This is a genomic window from Variovorax defluvii (assembly GCF_039541515.1).
Taxonomy (GTDB): Bacteria; Pseudomonadota; Gammaproteobacteria; order Burkholderiales; family Burkholderiaceae_C; genus Variovorax; species Variovorax defluvii.
This window is the reverse complement of the sequence record NZ_BAABGJ010000008.1, coordinates 122,528-143,262: the sequence shown is the minus strand read 5'-3', so window position 1 is coordinate 143,262 and position 20,735 is coordinate 122,528. Positions and strand designations below refer to the sequence as shown.

At 67.8% G+C, this 20,735-nt stretch carries 11 protein-coding genes; 6 read left to right on the top strand and 5 right to left on the bottom strand.

What is annotated here, in order from left to right; translation table 11 throughout:
- The first annotated feature begins 80 nt into the window (after positions 1 to 80).
- From ABEA07_RS04465 to ABEA07_RS04450, 5 genes are all read left to right on the top strand, one after another.
- On the top strand, positions 81 to 3,377 hold the full coding sequence (locus ABEA07_RS04465; protein WP_345536141.1) for an efflux RND transporter permease subunit: 3,297 nt from the start codon (positions 81 to 83) through the stop codon (positions 3,375 to 3,377).
- A gap of 32 nt (positions 3,378 to 3,409) precedes the next feature.
- Positions 3,410 to 4,837 (top strand): efflux transporter outer membrane subunit, encoded by a 1,428-nt coding sequence (locus ABEA07_RS04460; RefSeq protein ID WP_345536139.1) that lies wholly within the window; start codon positions 3,410 to 3,412, stop codon positions 4,835 to 4,837.
- Between the two features lie 204 nt (positions 4,838 to 5,041).
- Complete coding sequence (locus ABEA07_RS28630) at positions 5,042 to 5,182, top strand: ESPR domain-containing protein (protein WP_425584075.1); 141 nt, start codon at positions 5,042 to 5,044, stop codon at positions 5,180 to 5,182.
- The gene (locus ABEA07_RS04455; RefSeq protein WP_345536138.1) at positions 5,183 to 9,517 is read left to right on the top strand and encodes an autotransporter outer membrane beta-barrel domain-containing protein; all 4,335 of its coding nucleotides are present in this window, start codon (positions 5,183 to 5,185) and stop codon (positions 9,515 to 9,517) included.
- Positions 9,518 to 9,838: 321 nt separating this feature from the next.
- Entirely contained in the window at positions 9,839 to 10,663 is an 825-nt protein-coding gene (locus ABEA07_RS04450; protein ID WP_345536137.1) for an undecaprenyl-diphosphate phosphatase, read from the top strand.
- Positions 10,664 to 10,765: 102 nt separating this feature from the next.
- Here the strand turns inward: ABEA07_RS04450 and ABEA07_RS04445 are convergent, their stop codons facing one another.
- Both ABEA07_RS04445 and ABEA07_RS04440 read right to left on the bottom strand, forming a co-directional pair.
- A complete protein-coding gene (locus tag ABEA07_RS04445; protein ID WP_345536136.1) occupies positions 10,766 to 13,135 on the bottom strand; it encodes a hypothetical protein in 2,370 nt (789 codons plus the stop codon).
- Between the two features lie 354 nt (positions 13,136 to 13,489).
- Positions 13,490 to 15,346, bottom strand: coding sequence for a hypothetical protein (locus tag ABEA07_RS04440; RefSeq protein ID WP_345536135.1), 1,857 nt, complete (start codon positions 15,344 to 15,346; stop codon positions 13,490 to 13,492).
- 38 nt (positions 15,347 to 15,384) lie between these two features.
- Between ABEA07_RS04440 and ABEA07_RS04435 the strand changes: the two genes are divergently transcribed.
- Positions 15,385 to 15,609, top strand: coding sequence for a hypothetical protein (locus tag ABEA07_RS04435; RefSeq protein ID WP_345536134.1), 225 nt, complete (start codon positions 15,385 to 15,387; stop codon positions 15,607 to 15,609).
- An 818-nt stretch (positions 15,610 to 16,427) separates the two neighbouring features.
- Here ABEA07_RS04435 and ABEA07_RS04430 read toward each other — a convergent pair.
- The 3 genes from ABEA07_RS04430 to mutS all read right to left on the bottom strand — a co-directional run bounded on the left by ABEA07_RS04430 (position 16,428) and on the right by mutS (position 20,713).
- Positions 16,428 to 16,901, bottom strand: a complete 474-nt coding sequence (locus ABEA07_RS04430; RefSeq protein WP_345536133.1) for a hypothetical protein — start codon at positions 16,899 to 16,901, stop codon at positions 16,428 to 16,430.
- A gap of 312 nt (positions 16,902 to 17,213) precedes the next feature.
- Positions 17,214 to 18,053, bottom strand: a complete 840-nt coding sequence (locus ABEA07_RS04425; protein ID WP_345536132.1) for a proteasome-type protease — start codon at positions 18,051 to 18,053, stop codon at positions 17,214 to 17,216.
- Positions 18,054 to 18,085: 32 nt separating this feature from the next.
- Positions 18,086 to 20,713: a DNA mismatch repair protein MutS gene (gene mutS, locus ABEA07_RS04420; protein ID WP_345536131.1), complete on the bottom strand. Its 2,628-nt coding sequence runs from the start codon at positions 20,711 to 20,713 to the stop codon at positions 18,086 to 18,088.
- Positions 20,714 to 20,735: the final 22 nt, after the last annotated feature.

Below are 20,735 nucleotides of genomic sequence, written 5' to 3'. Positions count from 1 at the left end.
CGTAGCGGCATGATCCGGCGTCCGCGGCTCGAGGTTTTGCACCGACCCTCTCCCAAAGGGAGAGGGAAAGAGGCGCGCGCATGAATCTTTCCCGCCCCTTCGTCGACCGCCCCATCGCCACGGTCCTCCTGACCATCGGCCTGGCCCTGTCCGGCATCGTCGCCTTCTTCGTCCTGCCGGTCTCCCCGCTCCCCCAGGTCGACTACCCCACCATCTCCGTCCAGGCCACGCTGGCCGGCGCGAGCCCGAGCACGATGGCCTCGAGCGTCGCGACCCCGCTGGAGCGCAGGCTGGGCATCATCCCCGGCGTCAACGAGCTCACCTCGACCAGCTCCAACGGCTCGACCCGGGTCACGCTGCAGTTCGACCTCAGCCGCAACATCGACAGCGCCGCGCGCGAGGTGCAGGCCGCCATCAACGCAGCCCGCGCCGACCTGCCCGCCACGCTGCGCAGCAACCCCACCTACCGCAAGCGCAACCCGGCCTCGGCGCCGGTCATGATCCTGGCGCTGACCTCCAAGACGCGTACGCCCGGCCAGATCTACGAGGCGGTGTCGAACATCGTCAGCCAGCGCCTGTCGCAGGTCGAAGGCGTGGGTGAGGTGGAGATCGGTGGCGGCTCGCTGCCGGCCGTGCGGGTGGAGCTCGAGCCGTTTTCGCTCAACCGCATGGGCATCAGCACCGAGGACGTGCGCGCCGCCATCCAGGCCAACAACGCGAACCGGCCCAAGGGCGCGATCGAGAGCGAGGGCCGCCGGCTGCAGATCTACACCCCCGCGCCCGGCCGCCGCGCCGCCGACTACCGCGATCTGGTGATCGCCTGGCGCAATGGCGCGGCGGTGCGGCTGGGCGACGTGGCGCGCGTGATCGACAGCGTGGAGAACACCCGCACCCTGGGCCTGTTCAATGGCGAACCGGCGGTGGTGGTGCTGGTGACGCAGGCGCCGGGCGCGAACATCATCGAGACGGTGGACGGCGTGCGCGACCTCCTGCCCGAACTGCGCGCGCAGCTGCCGCAGGACATCGGCATCCAGATCGCCTCCGACCGCACCAACTCCATCCGTGCCTCGCTGCGCGAGATCGAGACCACGCTGATGATCTCGATCGTGCTGGTGGTGCTGGTGGTGGGCCTGTTCCTGCGCAAGCCGCGCGCCACCATCATCCCGGCGGTGGCGACGGTGGTGTCGCTGCTCGGCACCTTCGGCGTCATGAAGCTGCTGGGCTTCAGCCTCAACAACCTGAGCCTGATGGCGCTGACCGTGGCCACCGGCTTCGTGGTGGACGACGCAATCGTGGTGCTGGAAAACACCGCCCGCCATGTCGAGGCCGGCATGAAGCGCGTGGAGGCGGCGCTGCGCGGCGCGCGCGAGGTGGGCTTCACCGTGCTGTCGATCAGCCTGTCGCTGGTGGCCGTGTTCATTCCGCTGCTGTTCATGGGCGGACAGGTCGGCCGGCTGTTCCGCGAGTTCGCGGTCACGCTCTCGGCCGCGGTGCTGATCTCGCTGGTGATCTCGCTGACCACCACGCCCATGATGTGCGCCCTGCTCCTGCGCAGCGAGGCGGAAGAGGGCGGCGCGAAGAAGAGGCCGGGCCGCCTGCGCGCCTGGCTCGGTGGCAGCCTCGACCGCGCCTGGCGCTGGACGCTGCGCGGCTATGCCCACAGCCTGGACTGGGCGCTGGCCAGCAAGGCCGTGGTCATGGCCGTGCTGCTCGCGGTGATCGGTCTGAACGTCTACCTGTTCAACGCCATCCCCAAGGGCTACTTCCCGCAGCAGGACAACGGCCAGCTCAACGCCGGCATCCGCGCCGACCAGAGCATCTCCTCCGCCGCGGTGGGAGAGAAGCTGCGCCAGGCGGTGGAGATCATCCGCAAGGACCCGGCGGTGGACAGCGTGGTCGGCTTCTCCGGCGGCGGGCGGGCCGGCGGCGGCTTCATGTACGTCAACCTCAAGCCGCGCAGCCAGCGCAGCGAGAAGACCCAGGCCGTCATCGATCGCCTGCGGCCGCAGCTCAGCCAACTGGTCGGCCTGCGCGTCTTCCTGTTCCCCGTGCAGGACCTGCGCATGGGCGGGCGCTCCGGCAATTCCAGCTACCAGTACACGCTGAGCAGCGACAACCTGGGGGACCTGCGCAGATGGAGCGCCCGCCTCGCCGAGCGCCTGCGCCAGGAGACCGCGCTGACCGACATCGACAGCGACGATTCGGCCAATGGCGTGGAGACCTTCGTCGAGGTCGACCGCGATGCGGCCGCGCGCCTGGGCGTCAGCTCGAGCGCGGTCGACAGCGCGCTCTACAACGCCTACGGCCAGCGCTCCGTCGCCACCATCTACGACGAGCTCAACCAGTACTCGGTGATCATGGAGTGGGCCCCGCGCTTCCAGCGTGCGCCGATCGCGCTGAAGGACCTGTACGTCCCCTCGACCCTGAACACCGCGACCACCGCGAGCGGTGCGACGGTCACCAGCTCGCTGCAGCAGAAGACCGACACGGCGACCGGCACCTCCACCGCCACCTCGGCGAACCCGGGCTCGCGCACGTCGTCGGCCGGCCAGCAGATCGCGACGGCCGCTACGCCGATGGTGCCCTTGTCGGCCTTCGTGAAAATCAGCGAGCGCGCGGTGCCCAGCTCCATCGACCACCAGGACACCGAGCTGGCCAGCACCATCTCCTTCAGCCTGGCCGAAGGCGTGAGCCTGGCCGACGCGCGCCGCATCGTGGCGCAGGCCGAGGCCGACATCGCGATGCCCATCAACGTGCGCGGCAGCTTCCAGGGCACGGCGCTGGCGGCCCAGCAGTCGCAGGCGCAGCAGCTCATGCTGATCCTGGCGGCGCTGGTGGTGATCTACATCGTGCTGGGCGTGCTCTACGAGAGCCTGGTGCATCCGGTCACGGTGCTGACCACGCTGCCCTCGGCGGGCGTCGGCGCGGTGCTGGCGCTGCTGATGTTCCGGATGGAGTTTTCCATCATCGCGCTGATCGGCGTGTTCCTGCTGATCGGCATCGTCAAGAAGAACGCGATCCTCATCATCGACTTCGCGCTCGAGGCCGAGCGCGCCCGCGGCCTGTCCGCCGTCGAAGCCGTGCGCGAGGCCTGCCTGCTGCGCTTCCGCCCGATCCTCATGACCACGCTCGCCGCAGCCCTTGGCGCACTGCCGCTGGCCATCGGCTTCGGCGAGGGCGCCGAACTGCGCCAGCCGCTGGGCGTGGCGATCATCGGCGGCCTGATCGCCAGCCAGTTGCTGACGCTGCTGACCACGCCCGTGGTCTACGTGCTGCTCGACAAGCTGCGCCGCCGCCCCGCCAACGAGAAATACCTGAGCCGCGCCGCAAGCGACCCCGAGCACGCGCCCTCGCCAACCTCGCAGGGGCTGTTGTGACCGGGGTTCGCGCAGCCATGACCGCAGAGACCATGAAGCTTACGAATCTCACCTACCCCCGGCGCGCGGGCCTGGCCGCCACCATGGCCCTGGCCTGCCTGCTGGCCGGCTGCGCGGTCGGACCGGCCTACGAGCGTCCTTCCTCCGCGATGCCGGCCGCCTGGAAGGAAGCGCCCCCCGCCGAGGGCTGGCTGCCCGCCGCGCCGGCCGATGCCCTGGACCGCGGCGAATGGTGGAAGCTCTTCGGCGATCCGGTGCTCGATCGCCTGGCCGATCGCGTCCGGATCTCCAACCAGAACATCGCCGCCGCCGTCGCGAACTATGCGCAGGCCCAGGCCGTGGTGCGCGAGCAGCGCGCGGCGCTGTTCCCCTCGGTCTCGGCCAGCGGCAGCGTGCGCCGCTCCGGCGCGCGCAACACCACGCCTGCGACCAGCGCCGGCGCCGGCCTGCAGGCCGACTGGGCACCCGATGTCTGGGGCCGGCTGCGACAGGCGGTGAGCGGGGCACAGGCCAGCGCGCAGGCCAGCGAGGCCGACCTGGCCTCGGCGCGTTTGTCGGCGGTGGGCGAACTCGCGACCAACTACTTCTCGCTGCGCGAGGCCGACGCCGAGCTTCGCATCCTCGATGTCACCCTGGAGGGCTACCAGCGCAGCCTGGAGATCGCGCGCAACCGCTACAACGCCGGCATCGCGGCACAGACCGACGTGCTGCAGGCGCAGACGCTGTACGTCAACACCCAGGCCGAGCGCGTGGCCCTCCGGCGCAACCGCGACACGCTGGAGCATGCGATCGCGGTGCTGGTGGGGGCCACCCCGGCAGAGTTCGAATTGCCCGCGGCCGAATGGACACCCGTGGTGCCCGGCATTCCCACCGGCGTGCCCTCGTCCTTGCTGCAGCGCCGGCCCGACATCGCCGCGGCCGAGCGCGACGTGGCCGCTGCCAATGCGCAGATCGGCGTCGCACGCTCGGCGTACTTTCCCAACTTCGGCCTGAGCGCCGCGCTCGACAGCAGCGCGAGCCGCGTCGGCGACCTCTTCAAGGCCTCGAGCACGCTGTGGTCGCTGAGGCTCTCGGTGGCGCAAACGGTCTTCGATGCCGGCGCCATCGGCGCGCGTGTCGACCAGGCCAGGGCCAGGCAGGAGGCAGCCGTCGCGCGCTATCGGCAGACGGTGCTCGGTGCCTTCCAGGACGTCGAGGACCAGCTGACCGCCGGAGCCAGCCTGGCGCAGCAGGAGCGCCTGCGGCGGGAGGCCTCCTTGGCGGCGGACCGGACCGAGCAGCAGTTCCTCAATCGGTACCGGCAGGGGCAGGTGGATTTCACCGACGTGGTGACGGCGCAGGTCTCGGCGCTGAACGCACGCCGCGCCCTGCTGCAGTTGCAGGTGAATCGCCAGAACGCGGCCGTGGCCCTGATCCAGGCGCTCGGCGGGGGATGGCAGGCCGGGGCCATGGACGGCTGACATCGTCACAGCGGAATCCCGCTTTTTATCGCGCCGCACCGACGGTGCGATCCGTCGTTACTAGGATTTGGCGGCCGCGAGCCCTCGGGCTCCACGCGCTGGAGCCCGCATTCCCGGCCTTCACGCAGCGCGCCCGCCAGGCGGCCTTGCCCCTCTCCGCGCGCGCTGCGTGCGGGGGTTCGTGAATGACCCGAAGTCCTTTCCATGAACAGAACGCATCGCAGCCTCTGGAATCCCGCCCTCGAAGCCTGGGTGGCCGTCCCGGAGAACATTCATCTGCGAGGCAAACGCGGCAGCATCGCCAGGCATGGCCTGCCCCAACTTCGCTTGCTTGCGAGTGCCTGAATGCTCGCCTGGGCAGCACCCTCGGCTTTCGCCTGCGATGCCGGCGACGCCGCCTCGTTGGCCCGCTGCGTTGCGAACGTCTCCAGTGACAGCACCATCAATCTCACCGGCAACATCACGCTCGACCGAAACATCGGCGTGCTCGCCGGCAACGCCACGATCAACGGCGGCAACAACTACACCCTGGATGGCGCCAACACCTACCGCGGATTCTTCATCGAGTCCGGCACGGTGACCATCAGCAACCTGACCTTGCAGAACCTGAAGGCCGCAGGTGGCGATGGCGGTACGGACACGATCTCGGGGGGTGGCGGCATGGGCGCAGGGGGCGCCGTGTTTGCGCGTAGCGGTGTGCAGTTGACCTTGAACAACGTGTCGCTGGTCTCCAATGCGGCGGTGGGGGGCAACAGCGTATTGGGTAGCACCGGCTTTGTTCATGGCGGCGGTGGAGGTGGCCTGGGTGGCGCAGGTGGGGGGGCGCCCGCAGGATCACCAGGCAGCGCGGGGCAAGGGGGTGGCGGACTGTATGCGTCGGGGAATTTCAGCATCACGTCAGACGGTGCGGCGGGCGGCGGGCCGTATGGCGGCGCCGGGGGCAGGGCAGTCCCCGGTGCGGCGTCAGGTTCCCCGGGGCTCGACTACAGCGGTGGGGGTGGTGCGGGCACTGCTGGCCAATTCGACGGCAGCGCCTTTGGAGGCGCCGGCGGCTTTGGTGGCGGAGGTGGTGGTAGCGACGGCGGATGGTGCTCTTTGACCCATGGGGGTGGTGCCGGCGGCTTTGGCGGTGGCGGCGGTGGCGCATGCGGACCGGGTGGCGCAGGCGGCTTCGGTGGCGGCGGTGGCGGCAGCGGCACGGACGTCGCAGGCGCTGGCGGTTTCGGCGGTGCCGCTGGTGGGCGCAATGGCGGAGGCGGCGGCGCAGGGATGGGCGGCGCGGTCTTCGTGATGGATGGCGCCACCGTCACGATCACCGGCTCGCTCGCGATCAACGGGAATACCGTGGCCGGTGGCGTCGGCACCGTCGAGGTCCCCGGTGGGACCGAAGCTCATCGTGGATCGGCATTCGGTTCAGGCATTTTTCTTCAGGGCAACAACGCGGTGCTGAAGTTCGCCATCACCGGCCGCCACACTGTCGCCGATGTGATCGCCGATCAAACCGGCTCCGGAGGCACCGGTGCCGACGCCGCCAGCGCAGGCATCATCATGGACGGCAACGGTTGGCTGGTTCTCACTGGCAACAATACGTACAGCGGGACGACCACCATCAACGCCGGCCTGTTGCAGATCGGCGCTGCCGGCACGAGCGGCACGCTGGGAAGCGGCGCCGTGTCGATTGCCGAGGGAGCCGCCTTGATATTCAACCGCAGCGATCTCCTCGGTGTGGCCAACGATATCAGTGGTGCGGGCGCCATCTGGCATCCCGGAACGGGCACGACCATCCTGACCGGTGCCAATTCTTACACCGGCATGACGGACGTCCTGGCCGGGAGGCTGCAGGCGGGACGTCCCACCAACGCCTTCGGCATCGGCAGCGCCGTGAGGGTGTCCAATCGCGGGACGCTGGATCTGAACGGCTTCGATCAGACCATCGGCAGTCTTGCCGGGGCCGGGCTCGTCAACTTGGGCAGCGGCACGTTGACGGCCGGGACGGACAACAGCAGCACCGTCTTCAGCGGCGTGATCGGCGGCGCCGGCGGGTTGATCAAGAGGGGCTTGGGCACCATGAGCCTGTCCGGGGCGAACACCTATGGCGGTGGCACTTCCGTGACGGCGGGGACGCTGGCATTGACAGATGCAGGGACACTCGGCAGGGAGACGGGCACGACCACCGTCTCCGGCGGCACCCTCGACCTCGGCGGGACGACGCAGACCCAGTTGGCCCTTTACCAATCGGATGGCATCGTCCAGAAGGGCATCTTCAACGTCGATACCTACCAACTCACCGGAGGCACGCTGGCGAGCGATGCGACGGTTTCTGCGCGAACCCATTTCGATCTTCAAGCAGGCACGGTGAACGGGGTGCTGACCGGAGGGGCGCCACTGACCAAGACCACGCTCGGCACGGTCGTTCTCGGGGGCACCAACAGCTACATCGACACCCGCCTGAACGCCGGCACGCTGGTCGTCTCGGCCGATGCCAACCTGGGACATGCATCGGGAACATTGAACTTCAATGGCGGCACCCTCCGCGCGATCGGGGCCTTCAACACCGCGCGCAACGTCAGCCTCGGCGCGGACGGCGGCACCTGGCAGACCGATGCCGATATCGGCTCGACCGGTGCCATCTCGGGCGCAGGCGCTTTGACCAAGACGGGCGCCGGCACCTTGACTCTCAGCGGCGAGAACAGCTTCACTGGAGGTACCGACCTCAAGCAAGGGCGGCTGGCCGTGACGAACAACAAGGCCCTGGGCACCGGCGCGCTGGCCATGCACGAAGGCACCACCTTGCGCTTCGCCGCCGATGGCCTGAGCCTGGCCAACCCGATCGTCTTCACCGACGCTGTCGATCCCACCATCGATACGGGCGCCTTCACATCGACGCTGACGGGCGCCATCACGGGCCCTGGCGACCTCAGCAAGATCGGAAGCGGCACGCTCGTGCTGTCGGGCGCCAACAGCTACACCGGTGCCACCACCGTGACCGAAGGCACCCTGCGCGCAGGAGACGCCAACACCTTCAGCCCGGCCTCGGCCCACAGCGTCGCTGCAGGGGCTGTTCTCGACCTGGCCGGTTTCAATCAACGCATCGCCGGCCTGAACAACGCCGGCACCGTGTCCCTCCTCGGCAACGCGCCCGGCACCACCCTTACGGTGACGGGCCGCTATGTCGGCAACAACGGCCTGCTGCGCCTGGGTGCCGTCCTGGGCGACGGCGCCGGCGCGAGCGATCGCCTGGTCTTGAGCGGCCCCACGGCCACGGCGAGCGGGCGCACCACCGTGCAGGTCGTCAATGTCGGCGGCCTGGGTGCCTTGACCATGGGCAACGGCATCGAACTGGTGAGTGCGCTCAATGGCGCCAGCACCACGGCCCAGAGCACCAAGGATGCCTTCGCCCTGCAGGGTGGCCATGTGGATGCAGGCGCCTACGAATACCGCCTGCAGCCCGGCGATGCCCAGGGCGCCGGGGAGAACTGGTACCTGCGCTCGACCAGCACGGTGGTGATCCCGCCCCTCGTCCCTGGACCTCCTGCGCCTTCTCCGTCTCCTGCACCTCCTGCACCACCCGTACCCGACGTCCCTGCGCCGGCGCCTGCATCGGCCTCCGCACCGCCACCCGCGACGCTCCAGGTCCCCACTTACCGCGCCGAGGTGCCGCTGTTCGCGGCGCTGCCCGAGCAGTTGCGACAGGGCAATCTGGCCATGCTGGGCAACCTGCACCAGCGCATCGGTGAGGACGATGCGAAGGCAGGCGGCGCGGCCACGCCTGCCGCCGGCGAGCGTCGTGCGTGGGGCCGCGTGCTCAGCACCGGCCGCGACATCCGGCAAGGCGGCACCGTCAGCCCGCGCAGCGAAGGGCGCCTCGGCGGCCTGCAAGCGGGCACCGATCTGTGGACAGATGCGCACTGGCGTGCCGGCGTTTACGTCGGACAGCTCGACGGCGACATGCAAGTCAAAGGCTTTGCCCGTGGCGTTGCCAACCTCGCCGTGGGCAGCAACGAGCTGCGCAACCAGTTCCTCGGCGGCTATGCCACTTACGGAGATGACAGCGGCTTCTACGCCGATGGCGTGCTGCAGGCGGGTCGCCATCGCTACGAAGTCAAGCCGCAGGCCGCAACCCGTGCCAAGCGCGAGGAAGCCGTGCTGCGCGCCGGACAGCCTCTCGACGAGTTCGATCTCCGGGTGGGCCCGCGGGCCAAGGGCAAGGCCGGCAGCCTGAGTGCTTCCCTGGAACTGGGCCAATCCTTCGACCTCGGCCAGGGCTGGCAGATCCAGCCGCAGGCGCAACTCGTGCACCAGCGCCTGGACGTGGACGATGTCGACATCGCCGGTGCGCGCGTGCAGCAGGCGCGCGAGGGCAACTGGCTCGCCCGGCTGGGCGTTCGGATCAAGGGCGACATCGCCACCTCTGCAGGCCGTCTGCAGCCCTATGCACGGATGAACCTGTATCGCAGTTCGAGCGGCAACGACCGCACGCGCTTCATCAACCCGGCGGCCAGCACGTCGATCGTCAGCAGCACAGGCGGCCGCTCTACCGAACTGGCCGCGGGCTTCACATTGGCGATCAACGACGCGACCAGCCTCTACGGTGAAGCGGGAACGCTGTGGGCTTCGGGCGGGGACCAGCAAGTGAAGTCGCAGCTCAACGCCTCGGCGGGCTTGCGGGTGCGCTGGTAGGCATTCGACCAACCCTCCGCATCCCAAGCATAGGGGGTCTGCATGAATCGGGCGGAGTTTTTCATGAACAGAACACGTCGCAGCCTTCGGAGGGGGGCTACCTCTGCTGCGCCAACTGACCGGCACGTCGGGCGCCAGTGGCTTGGACTCATCCCTGGCTCCGGAGGCACCGGTGTCATACCGACCGGCAACAGCGCATTGCCGCACTGACCCATGCCGGCACTGGTCGAGTCGGCCGCAAGCTTCACATTGACGATCAGCGTGCCGAACCGAGACTGACCGGCGTCCTCGCGATAATCGGCGCTCTTCAAAGGAGCGCGCGTGGATATCGTTTTGCTGGCCAAGGCCGCCGTCATGGGCATCGTCGAGGGCCTGACGGAGTTTCTTCCCATCTCGTCGACCGGCCACCTGATCCTGGCAGGGGCACTGCTCGGGTTCGATGACGACAAGGCCAAGGTCTTCGACATCGCGATCCAGACCGGCGCGATCCTGGCGGTGATCATCGTCTACTGGCAGAAGATCCATTCGACGCTGGTGGCCCTGCCCCGCCAGCACAAGGCGCAGCGTTTCGCGCTCAACGTCCTCATCGGCTTCCTGCCGGCCGTGGTGCTCGGCCTGCTGTTCGGCAAGCTGATCAAGGCGCACCTGTTCAACGCGGTGGTGGTCGCCAGCACGTTCATCATCGGCGGCTTCATCATTCTCTGGGCCGAGAAGCGCCCGCCCGGCGCCGTGCGCATCGAGCACGTGGACGACATGACCCCCTGGGACGCGCTCAAGGTCGGGCTGGTGCAGTGCTTCGCGATGATCCCGGGCACCAGCCGCAGCGGCGCCACCATCATCGGCGGCATGCTCCTGGGGCTGTCGCGCAAGGCGGCCACCGACTTTTCCTTCTTCCTCGCCATCCCGACGTTGATCGGTGCAGGCGCCTACAGCCTCTACAAGGAGCGGGCGCTGCTGTCGGTGGCGGACATCCCGATGTTCGCGGTCGGCCTGCTGTTCTCCTTCGTGAGCGCCTGGCTCTGTGTGCGCTGGCTGCTGAAGTACATCAGCAGCCACAGCTTCGTGCCCTTTGCCTGGTACCGCATCGTCTTCGGGATCGTGGTGCTGGCCACTGCGTGGAGCGGGGCGGTGGTCTGGGCCGAGTAGCGCCGCAGGATGCACCCTGGCCCAAGCCGGGGCCCTGCGTCATGCGCCAAGAAAAAGGCCCCTCGAAAGGGGCCTTGCTTCCGGCTTCTGTACTGCGTGCGCTCAGGGGACGTTGGCAGTCAGCGCATGCACCGGCTTGCCCGATGTCGAGAGCGAGCCGTAGTACTCGACGGCGACGCCATTGGTTCCTTGCACCGGCGTGCTCTGCGGCCAGGCGGTCCAGCTGCCGTTGTGGAACAAGGTGTCGGTACGGTAGGTCGCCACCTTCCGGTCGTTGTGACACATGAGCAACTGCGCGTTCGTGACGTTGCTGTAGTTGTCGATGTCCGCCAACCCGACCGGGTCGGCGCACTGCTCGGGATGGGTCTTGTACTGGAGACCGATGGCACCCCCCGCGCCGCTGGCGTTCAAGCGCACGAAGCCCACGTCGCGACCCGGACGGCCGACGAACCAGAAGCCCGTGTTCAGGTCGACGTTGCCGGTGCGCTTCATCCCCAGCATCGTGGCGATGGAAGACACGTACGGGAGGCCCCCGACGGTGGAGCGCTCGGAGATGTCGCCGGCCGCGCAGCTCTTGTTGTTGGCTGTTCCCGGCAGACAGCCACCCACGCCCATCACGTGCACCGTGCCCTGGCCCGCGGCGCTGTTGGTCACCACCCAGTTGAACGGCTCGCCGGGCGTTTGCGGCGCCGGCCGTGTGCCCGTGAACTTGATGGCAGCGACCTGGTCTGCAAATGGCACGGTCTTCACCACCGGCAGGGTGACGCCCGACAGCGCCATCGTCTGCGGCCACTGGCTGTCACCGAGGCCGAGGTTCGCGCGCTCACCGCGGGTGTGGTCGGCCCCGAAGTAGCTGTCGTACACCCAGGTGAACAGTGGCTTCAGGTCGAAGTACACGACCTTCTTCTCGCTCTTGCTGCCGACGGCCAGCAGGCCGCCACGGGCGATACGCCCTCCGTTGACGCCGCCGTCGCGCAGCTGAAGGTAGTGGTCCTTGATCGGGGAGCTGGCATAGCCGATGGCGCGAGCATCGGCGCCGAGCATCTGCCAGGGGTGCATGCCGGTGTTCACCGCCACCGAGGTCGGCGCCGACATGCCTGGGATGTCCACGTAGCCCAGCACTTTCAGGAAGGCGGTGTTGCCCTGGTTCGGCAGGCCGGGGTAGGCTTCGCGCCATTCCTCCCACCAGCGGTAGGCCAGGTTCGTGTCCGTCCATGGCACACCTTCCGCCATGCCGGCGGTGATGATCACCGCGACCTGCCCCTTGCGGGTGGCCTTGTCCCACACCGGGACGAACAGGAATTCCGCCTTGTTGGTCATCGCCCCTGCGACCGGCAGCTTGCCTGGCGCCAGTTTGACGCTCACCTTGTTGGCGGCCGTGTTGGAACCTACGCCGAAGATCGTGCCGTCGGCGGTGCCGATCAGGCGAGACGTGCCGTTCTCGCTGCTGATGTCGTTGCTGGAGGCCACGAACATCGGCTTGACGTTGCCGGCGGGAAGGACGCCCGAAGAGCGATAGCTGCCGAAGTTCGCATGCTCGACCTCGTAGCCGCGCTGCCACTGGGGCTGCGGCTTCAACTGCCCGGTGTTGTTGGTGTACGCCGAAGTCTGGAGCGACACCACGCCGGAGCCTGAAGTCGCCCCGAAGGTGACGACGTCCGCCTGGGAGGTGGAATAGGAGCCGCCGTCCTGGCCGGTTGCGCTGCCGTGCTCGTAGATGCCCCCGATCTGGCCGAGGTTCTGAGTTCCGCCCCGCTGGATCGTGAAGTGCGGACGCTCATAAAGCTTCACGCCGCCGGCGTCGGTAGCGGCCTTGCCGCGTGTGTAGTCGATCCACGCATCCGTGCCGGCGGCGGCATACAGCGCATCCCAGTTGGCGGCGTTCAGGCTGCCATCCGCGTTGACGACATCTCCGGCCACGGGCGCGGGCGCGGGCGCGGGCGCGGGCGCTGGAGCTGGCGCGGGAGTCGGCGCTGGCGCTGGAGCGGGTGCCGTGGCAGTGCCATCGGCATAACAGGCTTTGACGACAAAAGGCGCCGGATCGCGGCCGAAAAAGGCGTTGGTGCACTGGCCGGTACCGCTCACTGTCATGCTGACCCAGGCGCTGTTGGCGCCGTAGCGCACCAGCGTCGGTGATGCAACGGCGAACGACGCGCCTTCCGCAGCCAGGCGGGCGCCAGACGAAGGAGCAGGAGCAGGGCCGGGCGCGGGGGCAGGGGCTGTCGCCACCCCTGTCTGTACATAGCATGCCTTGACCACGTACGGCAGCGGATCGCCGAAAGTGGTGTTGCTGCAGTTCAGCGAACCCGACAGCGTCTTGCTCGCATACGTATCGTTGGCACCGAAGCGGACCTCCTTCGCGGACGCGAGCGTGAAGCCTTGGCCCTCGTTGGCGACTTGGGTCCAGGATGAATCGAGCTTGTTGGCCGACCCGGCCTCCTTCGTGCTGCCCGCAGGTCCCGTTGATGACAAGACAGTTGCCGCCGCCGAGTCTGCCGACTCGCCCCCCAGGCTTGAAGCGGCAAATCCGCCACCATTGCTGCCACCTCCACCACAACCGGCGAGTGCGCCAGCTGCCACAAACAGCAGAAGCGCGCTTTTATCGACCACTTTCACTCAAATCTTTCAAATAGTGAAGAAGTCGAGGGTTATAGGTGTTAACCCTTTGTAGGACAACGCCTATTGCATTCTCTTTCTGTTGTGCCTAAACGTTTCCTGCGGCTTGTTACTAAGGTTGTGTTCACTAACGATTGCAACTGGCTGACATGCAAAAGGAAAAGCCCCGGCCGGAGCCGGGGCGTTTGCTTCGCTGAACTCAGCCGCGCATCAAGGCACGTTCGAGCTGTGCACGGACGTCGGCTTGAAGGGCAATGCGAACTTGCCGGCGAATTCGCCTTGGGCGGTGAGCGTCGGGCAGGCCCCGGCCTGGGTGCAGAAGTTGCTGCTCGGGTCCGGGTAGATCACGTCGCCGAAGCGGTAGTTGGCAATGCTCGCACCCGCGTAGTCCGCGACACTCAGGACATCGCCCTGGGTCGAGTAGTTGTCGGCCATGGTCACCATGATCGGGTCGACCCGCGAATCCTCCATCGTGCGCACGATGCTGCCGGTCGATTGGGTGTCGCCGGTGTTCGTGAGCTTGACCCAGCCCCACCGGCGGTTGGCCCGGTCGGTGAAGAGGATCATGTCGTTGATCGGATCCGCCACGCCCTGGTAGTCCTTCGCGGCCGCCAGGTGCGTGATGTTGCCGCCCAGGCCGGTGACCGTGCCGACCTGCTGGATGTCGGTGGGTGCGGGTGTCGTCGGCTTGATGCCGGCGGCATAGCGGCCCAGCGAGAACAGTTGCAGCTCGCCGCCCTCGGTGGCGATGGCCGCGCGAGAGTAGTGCGGGTCGGCGACCCAGTACGGGTAGGCGGAGATCCGCGCCTGGTCGTCCTTGCTCCAGTAGCTCCGGTTGGCGGTGGTCCACACGGCGGTGGGGCGATTGGCGAGCGTGGCGGTCTTCACCACCACCGGCATGGCCTGCGGCTTGTCCGTCAGCAGGTAGGGCCACTGGCTGGCGGCCAGCCCGACGTTCTGCGTCTCCAGGTTGGACGCGGCACTGCCCAGGTACATGTCGTTGGTGTACTTGAACAGCGGGCCGAGGTCGATGAATGCGGCGCGCTTCTCGCTCTTGGAGACCACGACTGCGACCCCGCCCTTGGCATACCGCTCGTAGTCCTCGCCGCCGGGCAGCATCTTCGCCCGGTTGTTCGCCATGGGCGAGTCGAGGTACTGGAAGCTGGAGATGTTTCCGCTCGCGTCGTACTTCAGCAGCGTGGTGTAGGGATGGATGCCCGTGGTTGCGGCGATGCCGGTCGGGGCCTTCATGTCCGAAGGCAGATCGACATAGCCGATGACCTTCATGAAGACGTAATTGCCCTGGTCGACGAAGCCCGGGTGCATCATGTCCATCCAGCCGTGCCACCAGTCGTAGCGCGCCTGGCCCGGTTTCCAGTCCTGCGGGGCTGCGCCGAGGGAGACGATGGCGACCTGGCCCTTGGTGTTCGTCACGTCCCATCCCGAGACCAGCGCGAATTCACCGCCGCCGGTGACGGCGACCGCGGTCGGGACGAAGCCGAGCTTGAAGGACGTCGATGCGCGGTTCTGTGCCGTCAGGGTGCCGACGGTGAACATCTTCGCGGGCTTGGTCGGGCTGCCCTGCGTCGCCACCAGCGACAGGCGTGTGGCCGGGGAGTCGGCGGCGTTCTCGCCGCGGTGCTCGGCCACCGGCAGATCGGCCGGGTCGTTCGTGGCCAGTACACCCTGCGCCAAGTAGTCATCGATGGAGGTGGGCAGCAGTCGGGGCTGTTGCCATAGCAACTGCGGGCGCTGCTGGAAGGTGCGCCGGTCGGTGGCCGAGTTCTGCAGCCAGCCCACCGCGGCGGTGACGCTCTGGTTCGAGGCCGGCACGCCGATGGTGGCGGCGTGGATCGAGACGAACATGTTGTTCGTCGGGTCCTCGTGGCCAAGTTGGTAGACCGAGCCGATGCCGGACATGACGCCGACGTCCGCCCGCTCGGGCAGGGTGGCCACGCCGCTCTTGCTGGCGGGAGCGCCGTACTTGTAGGTCACGCCCGCGTCGGAGTTGAACTTGTAGGCCATGGCGGCGTAGGCGCTGGGCACCACGGTGCCGGCGCTGTCCACGATGTCGCCGGTCAGGGCCGTTCCGGGTGCCGGAGCGGGTGCCGGAGCGGGTGCAGGTGCAGGTGCAGGTGCAGGTGCAGGTGCAGGAGCAGGTGCAGGCGCAGGAGCAGGAGCAGGTGCAGGTGCGGGTGCGGGTGCAGGTGCAGGTGCAGGTGCAGGTGCAGGTGCAGGTGCAGGTGCAGGTGCGGGTGCAGGTGCAGGTGCAGGTGCGGGTGCGGGTGCGGGTGCAGGACCGGCCGACACGCACGACTTCATCGTCATGAATGCCGGGTCAGTGCCGAAGAAAGCATTGGTGCACGCCGCCGTACCTGAGACTGTTTTCGTTGTCCAACGCGTGTCCGCGCCGTACTTCACCAGCGTCGGGGCGGCCACGGTGAACGAGGCGCCTTCTGTCGCGAGCACGGTGCCCGCCGGAGGGGCTGTTGCCGGTGCAGGAGCCGGCGCAGGCGCAGGCGCAGGTGCGGGCGCAGGCGCGGGCGCAGGTGCAGGTGCAGGTGCAACCTGCACATAGCAAGCCTTCGCCACATACGGCAACGGGTCACCGAAGGTGGCGTTGCTGCAAACCACTTTGCCGGAGAGCTTCTTGCTGGTCCAGGAGGAGTTCGCGCCGTACTGCACCACCGTCGTCGTGGCGAGGGTGAAGCTCTGGTCTTCGTTGGCGACTTTGACCCAGCTCGAGTCAAGCTTGCTCAGCGACTCGACTTCCTTGCCCGCGACGGTCGGTTCGGCAGTCGATGGAGCCCCTGCCGCCGTGGAGGAAGAAGCCTTTCCGTCTGTACCTTGCGCAGCCCCGAAGCTGCCGCCTGACCCACTTCCGCCGCCGCCGCAACCGGCGAGTGCGCCTGCTGCGACAAACAGCAGAAGAGCGCTTTTTTCGATCTTTCTCACACTGACTCCTCATTGACCTGAAAAAGTTGAGAAAAAGGAAATCCCTGCGCCGCAGAAAATGCGCATGGAATCCGGTGAAGAACTGAAGGGCGAAAAGGACTGGCCCGTGCAGGGGCCAGCGCGGACTCAGCACGTCAGGCGTGCCGGATCCGGTGCGGGTGTGGGCCTGGTGCGGCCGGGGATGCGGGCTGCGTCAGGCAGCGGCGGGATGGATCAGACTTCTGAGCATCGTCTTGACTCTCGTGCCAACCGGCGTGCGGCGTGGCCGTGCCGGCATGACACGGGGCGTGCAGGGCTGCGTCGGAGCCCAGGCTTCTTCATGACGCCCCGAGGCCGCGAGGCGGGTCTCGGGATTGGCCAGCATGATCGAGGCCATGAATGCGGACTGGCCCGCCGCCTTGGAAACTTCACTCAACTTGGCCCAGCCGAGCCAATGGCCCTCGGTGGGACTGACGTCGAGTTGCTGCATCAAGGATCGGCTGACCTCGAGCAACGCACTTGCAGACGTCAGGCAGAAGTACACGGCCGACGGTGCTGGATGTTCCCGGTAATCCGTTTGCTGGAACGGCAGTGCAGTGAACTCGTCCCCTGGCAGGCACTGTTGATGCGTGGCCTGGTACTGCAACCCCGTCAGCATCTGCTCGATGCTCTGCAGGGCACGTTGCATCAGTTCCGTTTCGAGTGGCGTACAAGGCATCACGAGTCTCCTGATCAAATCCGATTCAATCTGTTTAAAAGATCGTTTCTTCTGTTGTCAGTGTTGTCGGTGAAGAAGAATTCGAATAGATCCGGAGGAGCCAAGTGGCCCGATCGCGATGGGCCAACTGTTTTTGGGCCCCGGTGCGCAGGCGAATAGCCCGGCCGGCCGCGTGGCGCGGCCTGCGTTGGCGCTGCGGCGCAATGGACCAGGTGGCTCGGTGGGGGTGTGGCCGGATTGGCGCTTCCGGCGGGCGGCGGCGCAGTGGCCCGCCGCGGGTGCTCAGATGAGCTTTTCTTCGGGCGTCGAGATCTTGCGCAGCGGGCTGTGCCGCGTCGCGGGCATCTTCAGGGGATGCTCCGCATAGGTGTCGTCCCAGACGGGGTCTTCGATGCTGTCGAACACCTCGCGCAGCTTCTGGCCCCAGCTGTTGTGCACCATGCGGTAGTAGGGGTTGTCGGCGTCGATGCAGACCACCTTGTCGGTCTCCAGGCGGTTGGCCTCGTAGACCACCAGGTCCAGCGGCAGGCCGACCGAGAGGTTGGACTTCATGGTCGAGTCCATCGACACCAGTGCGCACTTGGCAGCTTCGTCCAGCGGCGTGTCGGGCGTGAGCACGCGGTCGAGTACCGGCTTGCCGTACTTGGATTCGCCGACCTGGAAGTAAGGCGTCTCGCTGGTCGCCTCGATGAAGTTGCCGGCCGCATAGACGAGGAACAGGCGCATGCCCTCGCCCTTGACCTGCCCGCCGAAGATGAAGGAGACGTTGAACTCCAGCCCGGCATGCTTGAGCGCCTCGGCGTCGCGGTCGTAGACATGGCGCACGGCCGAGCCGAGCACGCGCGCGGCGTCGAACATGCTCTTGGCGTTCCAGATGGTGATGGGCTCGCTGTCGTCGCCGTCTTCCCGGGCCTCGTGGAGCTCCTCGATCTGCAGGATCTCCCGCACCGACTGCGAGATGCTCAGGTTGCCGGCCGACAGCAGCACCATGACGCGGTCGCCCGGCTGCTCGTAGACGATCATCTTGCGGAAGGTGCTGATGTGGTCCACGCCCGCATTGGTGCGGGAGTCGGAGAGGAACACCAGCCCGGCGTTGAGTTTGATGCCTACGCAGTACGTCATGATGTCGTCTCGCACGAATCGGGCCATCGGTATCAGCCGTGATCGCGCGTCTGGAGTTTTTTGAGTGTGTAGAGCGCTTCGAGTGCTTCGCGCGGGCTCATGGCATCCGGGTCGAGCGCAGTCAGCGCGGATTCTACGGCGCTGACCGGCGACGCCTCGGCCACCGGCGCAGGCGCGAACAGATCGACCTGGGCGCGCGCTTGCTGCTGCTGGCTCTCGAGCGCCTCCAGCGCCTGCCGCGCGTGGTTGACGACCGCGGCGGGCATGCCGGCCAGCCGCGCGACCTGGATGCCGTAGCTCTTGCTGGCCGGGCCGGGCTGCATCTCGTGCAGGAACACGATGTCGCGGCCTGCCTCGGTCGCGCTCACATGCATGTTGACCGCGGCGTGGTGCGTCGCGGGAAACTCCGTCAGCTCGAAGTAGTGCGTCGCGAACAGGGTGAAGGCACGCGTGCGGTCATGCAACTGGGCGGCGATGCCCGCTGCCAGCGCCAGGCCGTCGAAGGTGCTGGTGCCGCGGCCGATCTCGTCCATCAGCACCAGCGAGTGGGCCGTGGCGCCGTGCAGGATCTGCGCGGCCTCGGTCATCTCCAGCATGAAGGTGGACTGCGCATTGGCCAGATCGTCGGCCGCGCCGATGCGGGTGTGGATGGCGTCGATGGGCCCGAGGCGGCAGGCAGCGGCCGGCACGTGCGAGCCGATGGAGGCCAGCAGCACGATGATCGCGACCTGGCGCATGTAGGTGGACTTGCCGCCCATGTTGGGGCCGGTGATCACTTGCATGCGCTGCTGAGGCCCCAGGCGCGTGTCGTTGGCGATGAAGGCGCCCGATGACTTCTCGGCCAGCCGCGCCTCCACGACCGGATGGCGGCCTTTTTCGATGTCGATGCAGGGGTGGCTCACGAAGGTCGGTGCGCGCCAGTGCAGGGTGTGGGAGCGCTCGGCCAGGGCGCAGAGCGCATCGAGCGTGGCCAGCGCACCGGCCAGGCGGGTCAGCGCGGGGACCGAGGCCTGCAGGCCGTCGAGCAACTGCTCGTAGAGCCACTTCTCGCGTGCCAGGGCGCGGTCCTGCGCAGAGAGCGCCTTGTCCTCGAAAGCCTTGAGCTCAGGTGTGATGAAGCGCTCGGCGTTCTTCAGCGTCTGGCGGCGGCGGTAGTTGTCCGGCACTTTCGACAACGCGCTCTGCGTGACTTCGATGTAGAAGCCGTGCACGCGGTTGAATTGCACCCGCAGGTTGGTGATACCGGTGCGCTCGCGCTCGCTGGCCTCCATCTGCAGCAGGAAAGCGTCGCTGTTCTCGCTGATGGCGCGCAGCTCGTCGAGCTCGGCATCGTGGCCGTTGGCGATCACGCCGCCGTCGCGCACCAGCGCGGAAGGCTCGGGGTGGATGGCTGCCACCAGCAGTTCGACGCACCCGGGCGGCGGCGAGAGCTGCGACGCCATCTGGGCCAGCAGCGCCGAATCTGCCGTGGCGAGGGCGGGCGCCAGCGCCTCGGCCTTGGCCAGCGCCATGCGCAGGGCGACCAGCTCGCGCGGCCGCACCTGGCGCAGCGCGATGCGCGCCGCGATGCGCTCCACGTCGCTGGTGTTCTTCAGCCGTTCGCGCAGCGCGCGCCAGGGCGCCACGGTCGCGCCGGACGGTGTGGTCTGCAGCGCCGCGATGGCTTCCAGGCGCGCCTGTGCATCGCTGCGGTCCCGCCGTGGTGCCAGCAGCCAGCGCTTGAGCGCGCGGCTGCCCATGCCGGTCATGCAGGTGTCGAGCAGGGAGAAGAGCGTGGGTGCCTCCTCGCCGCGCAGGGTCTGCACCAGCTCCAGGTTGCGCCGCGTGGTGGGCGGCAGCTCGATCAGTTCGCCGTCGCGCTCGACCGCGAGTCGCTGAACGTGCGAGAGCGAGCGGCCCTGCGTGTGTTCCGCGTAGCCCAGCAGCGCGGCGGCGGCTGCATGCGCGTTCGCGAGCGACTCGGCACCCCAGGCCGTGAGGCTGCTGCTGCCCATCTGCTCGCACAGCTTGCGTTCGCCCAGACCGCCGTCGAACTGCCAGGCCGGCCGCACCGAGAGCGTGAACGCGGCGCCGTTGCGTGCGGCCTTGAGACGCTGTTCGAAGCCGGGCGTGACCTCGGCGCTGTAGAGCAGTTCGCTGGGGGAAATGCGTGCGATCCAGGCTTCCAGCGCATCGGCCGGGCATTCTGCGAGGCGCAGTTCGGCGCCGGTGACGCTGAGCCAGGCCAGGCCGCAGAAATTGCGCGTGCCGGCATGCACGGCCAGCAGCAGCGAATCGCTCTTGTCCTGCAGCAGTTCGGCATCGGTCAGCGTGCCCGGCGTGACCACCCGCACCACCTTGCGCTCCACCGGCCCCTTGGCCGCACCGACCTCGCCCACCTGCTCGCAGATGGCCACCGATTCGCCCAGCTTGATCAACCGCGCCAGGTAGGTGTCCACGGAGTGGAAGGGCACCCCGCACATGACGACCGGCTGCCCGGCCGACTGGCCGCGCTGCGTGAGCGTGATGTCCAGCAGGCGTGCGGCCTTTTCGGCGTCGGCGTAGAACAGCTCGTAGAAGTCACCCATCCGGTAGAACAGCAGGGTGTCGGGGTGGTGCGCTTTCAGGCTCAGGTACTGAGCCATCATCGGCGTGTGAGGGGCTGTCGCGGGGGAGGTCATCAGGCAGGGGAGGGCGAATGCG

Bases quoted from the DNA above. Each gene is read 5' to 3' on its own strand.
- ABEA07_RS04465 (WP_345536141.1), top strand. From the start codon at position 81: ATGAATCTTTCCCGCCCCTTCGTCGACCGCCCCATCGCCACGGTCCTC.
- ABEA07_RS04460 (WP_345536139.1), top strand. From the start codon at position 3,410: ATGAAGCTTACGAATCTCACCTACCCCCGGCGCGCGGGCCTGGCCGCC.
- ABEA07_RS28630 (WP_425584075.1), top strand. From the start codon at position 5,042: ATGAACAGAACGCATCGCAGCCTCTGGAATCCCGCCCTCGAAGCCTGG.
- ABEA07_RS04455 (WP_345536138.1), top strand. From the start codon at position 5,183: ATGCTCGCCTGGGCAGCACCCTCGGCTTTCGCCTGCGATGCCGGCGAC.
- ABEA07_RS04430 (WP_345536133.1), bottom strand. From the start codon at position 16,901: ATGCAACGTGCCCTGCAGAGCATCGAGCAGATGCTGACGGGGTTGCAG.
- ABEA07_RS04425 (WP_345536132.1), bottom strand. From the start codon at position 18,053: ATGACGTACTGCGTAGGCATCAAACTCAACGCCGGGCTGGTGTTCCTC.
- mutS (WP_345536131.1), bottom strand. From the start codon at position 20,713: ATGACCTCCCCCGCGACAGCCCCTCACACGCCGATGATGGCTCAGTAC.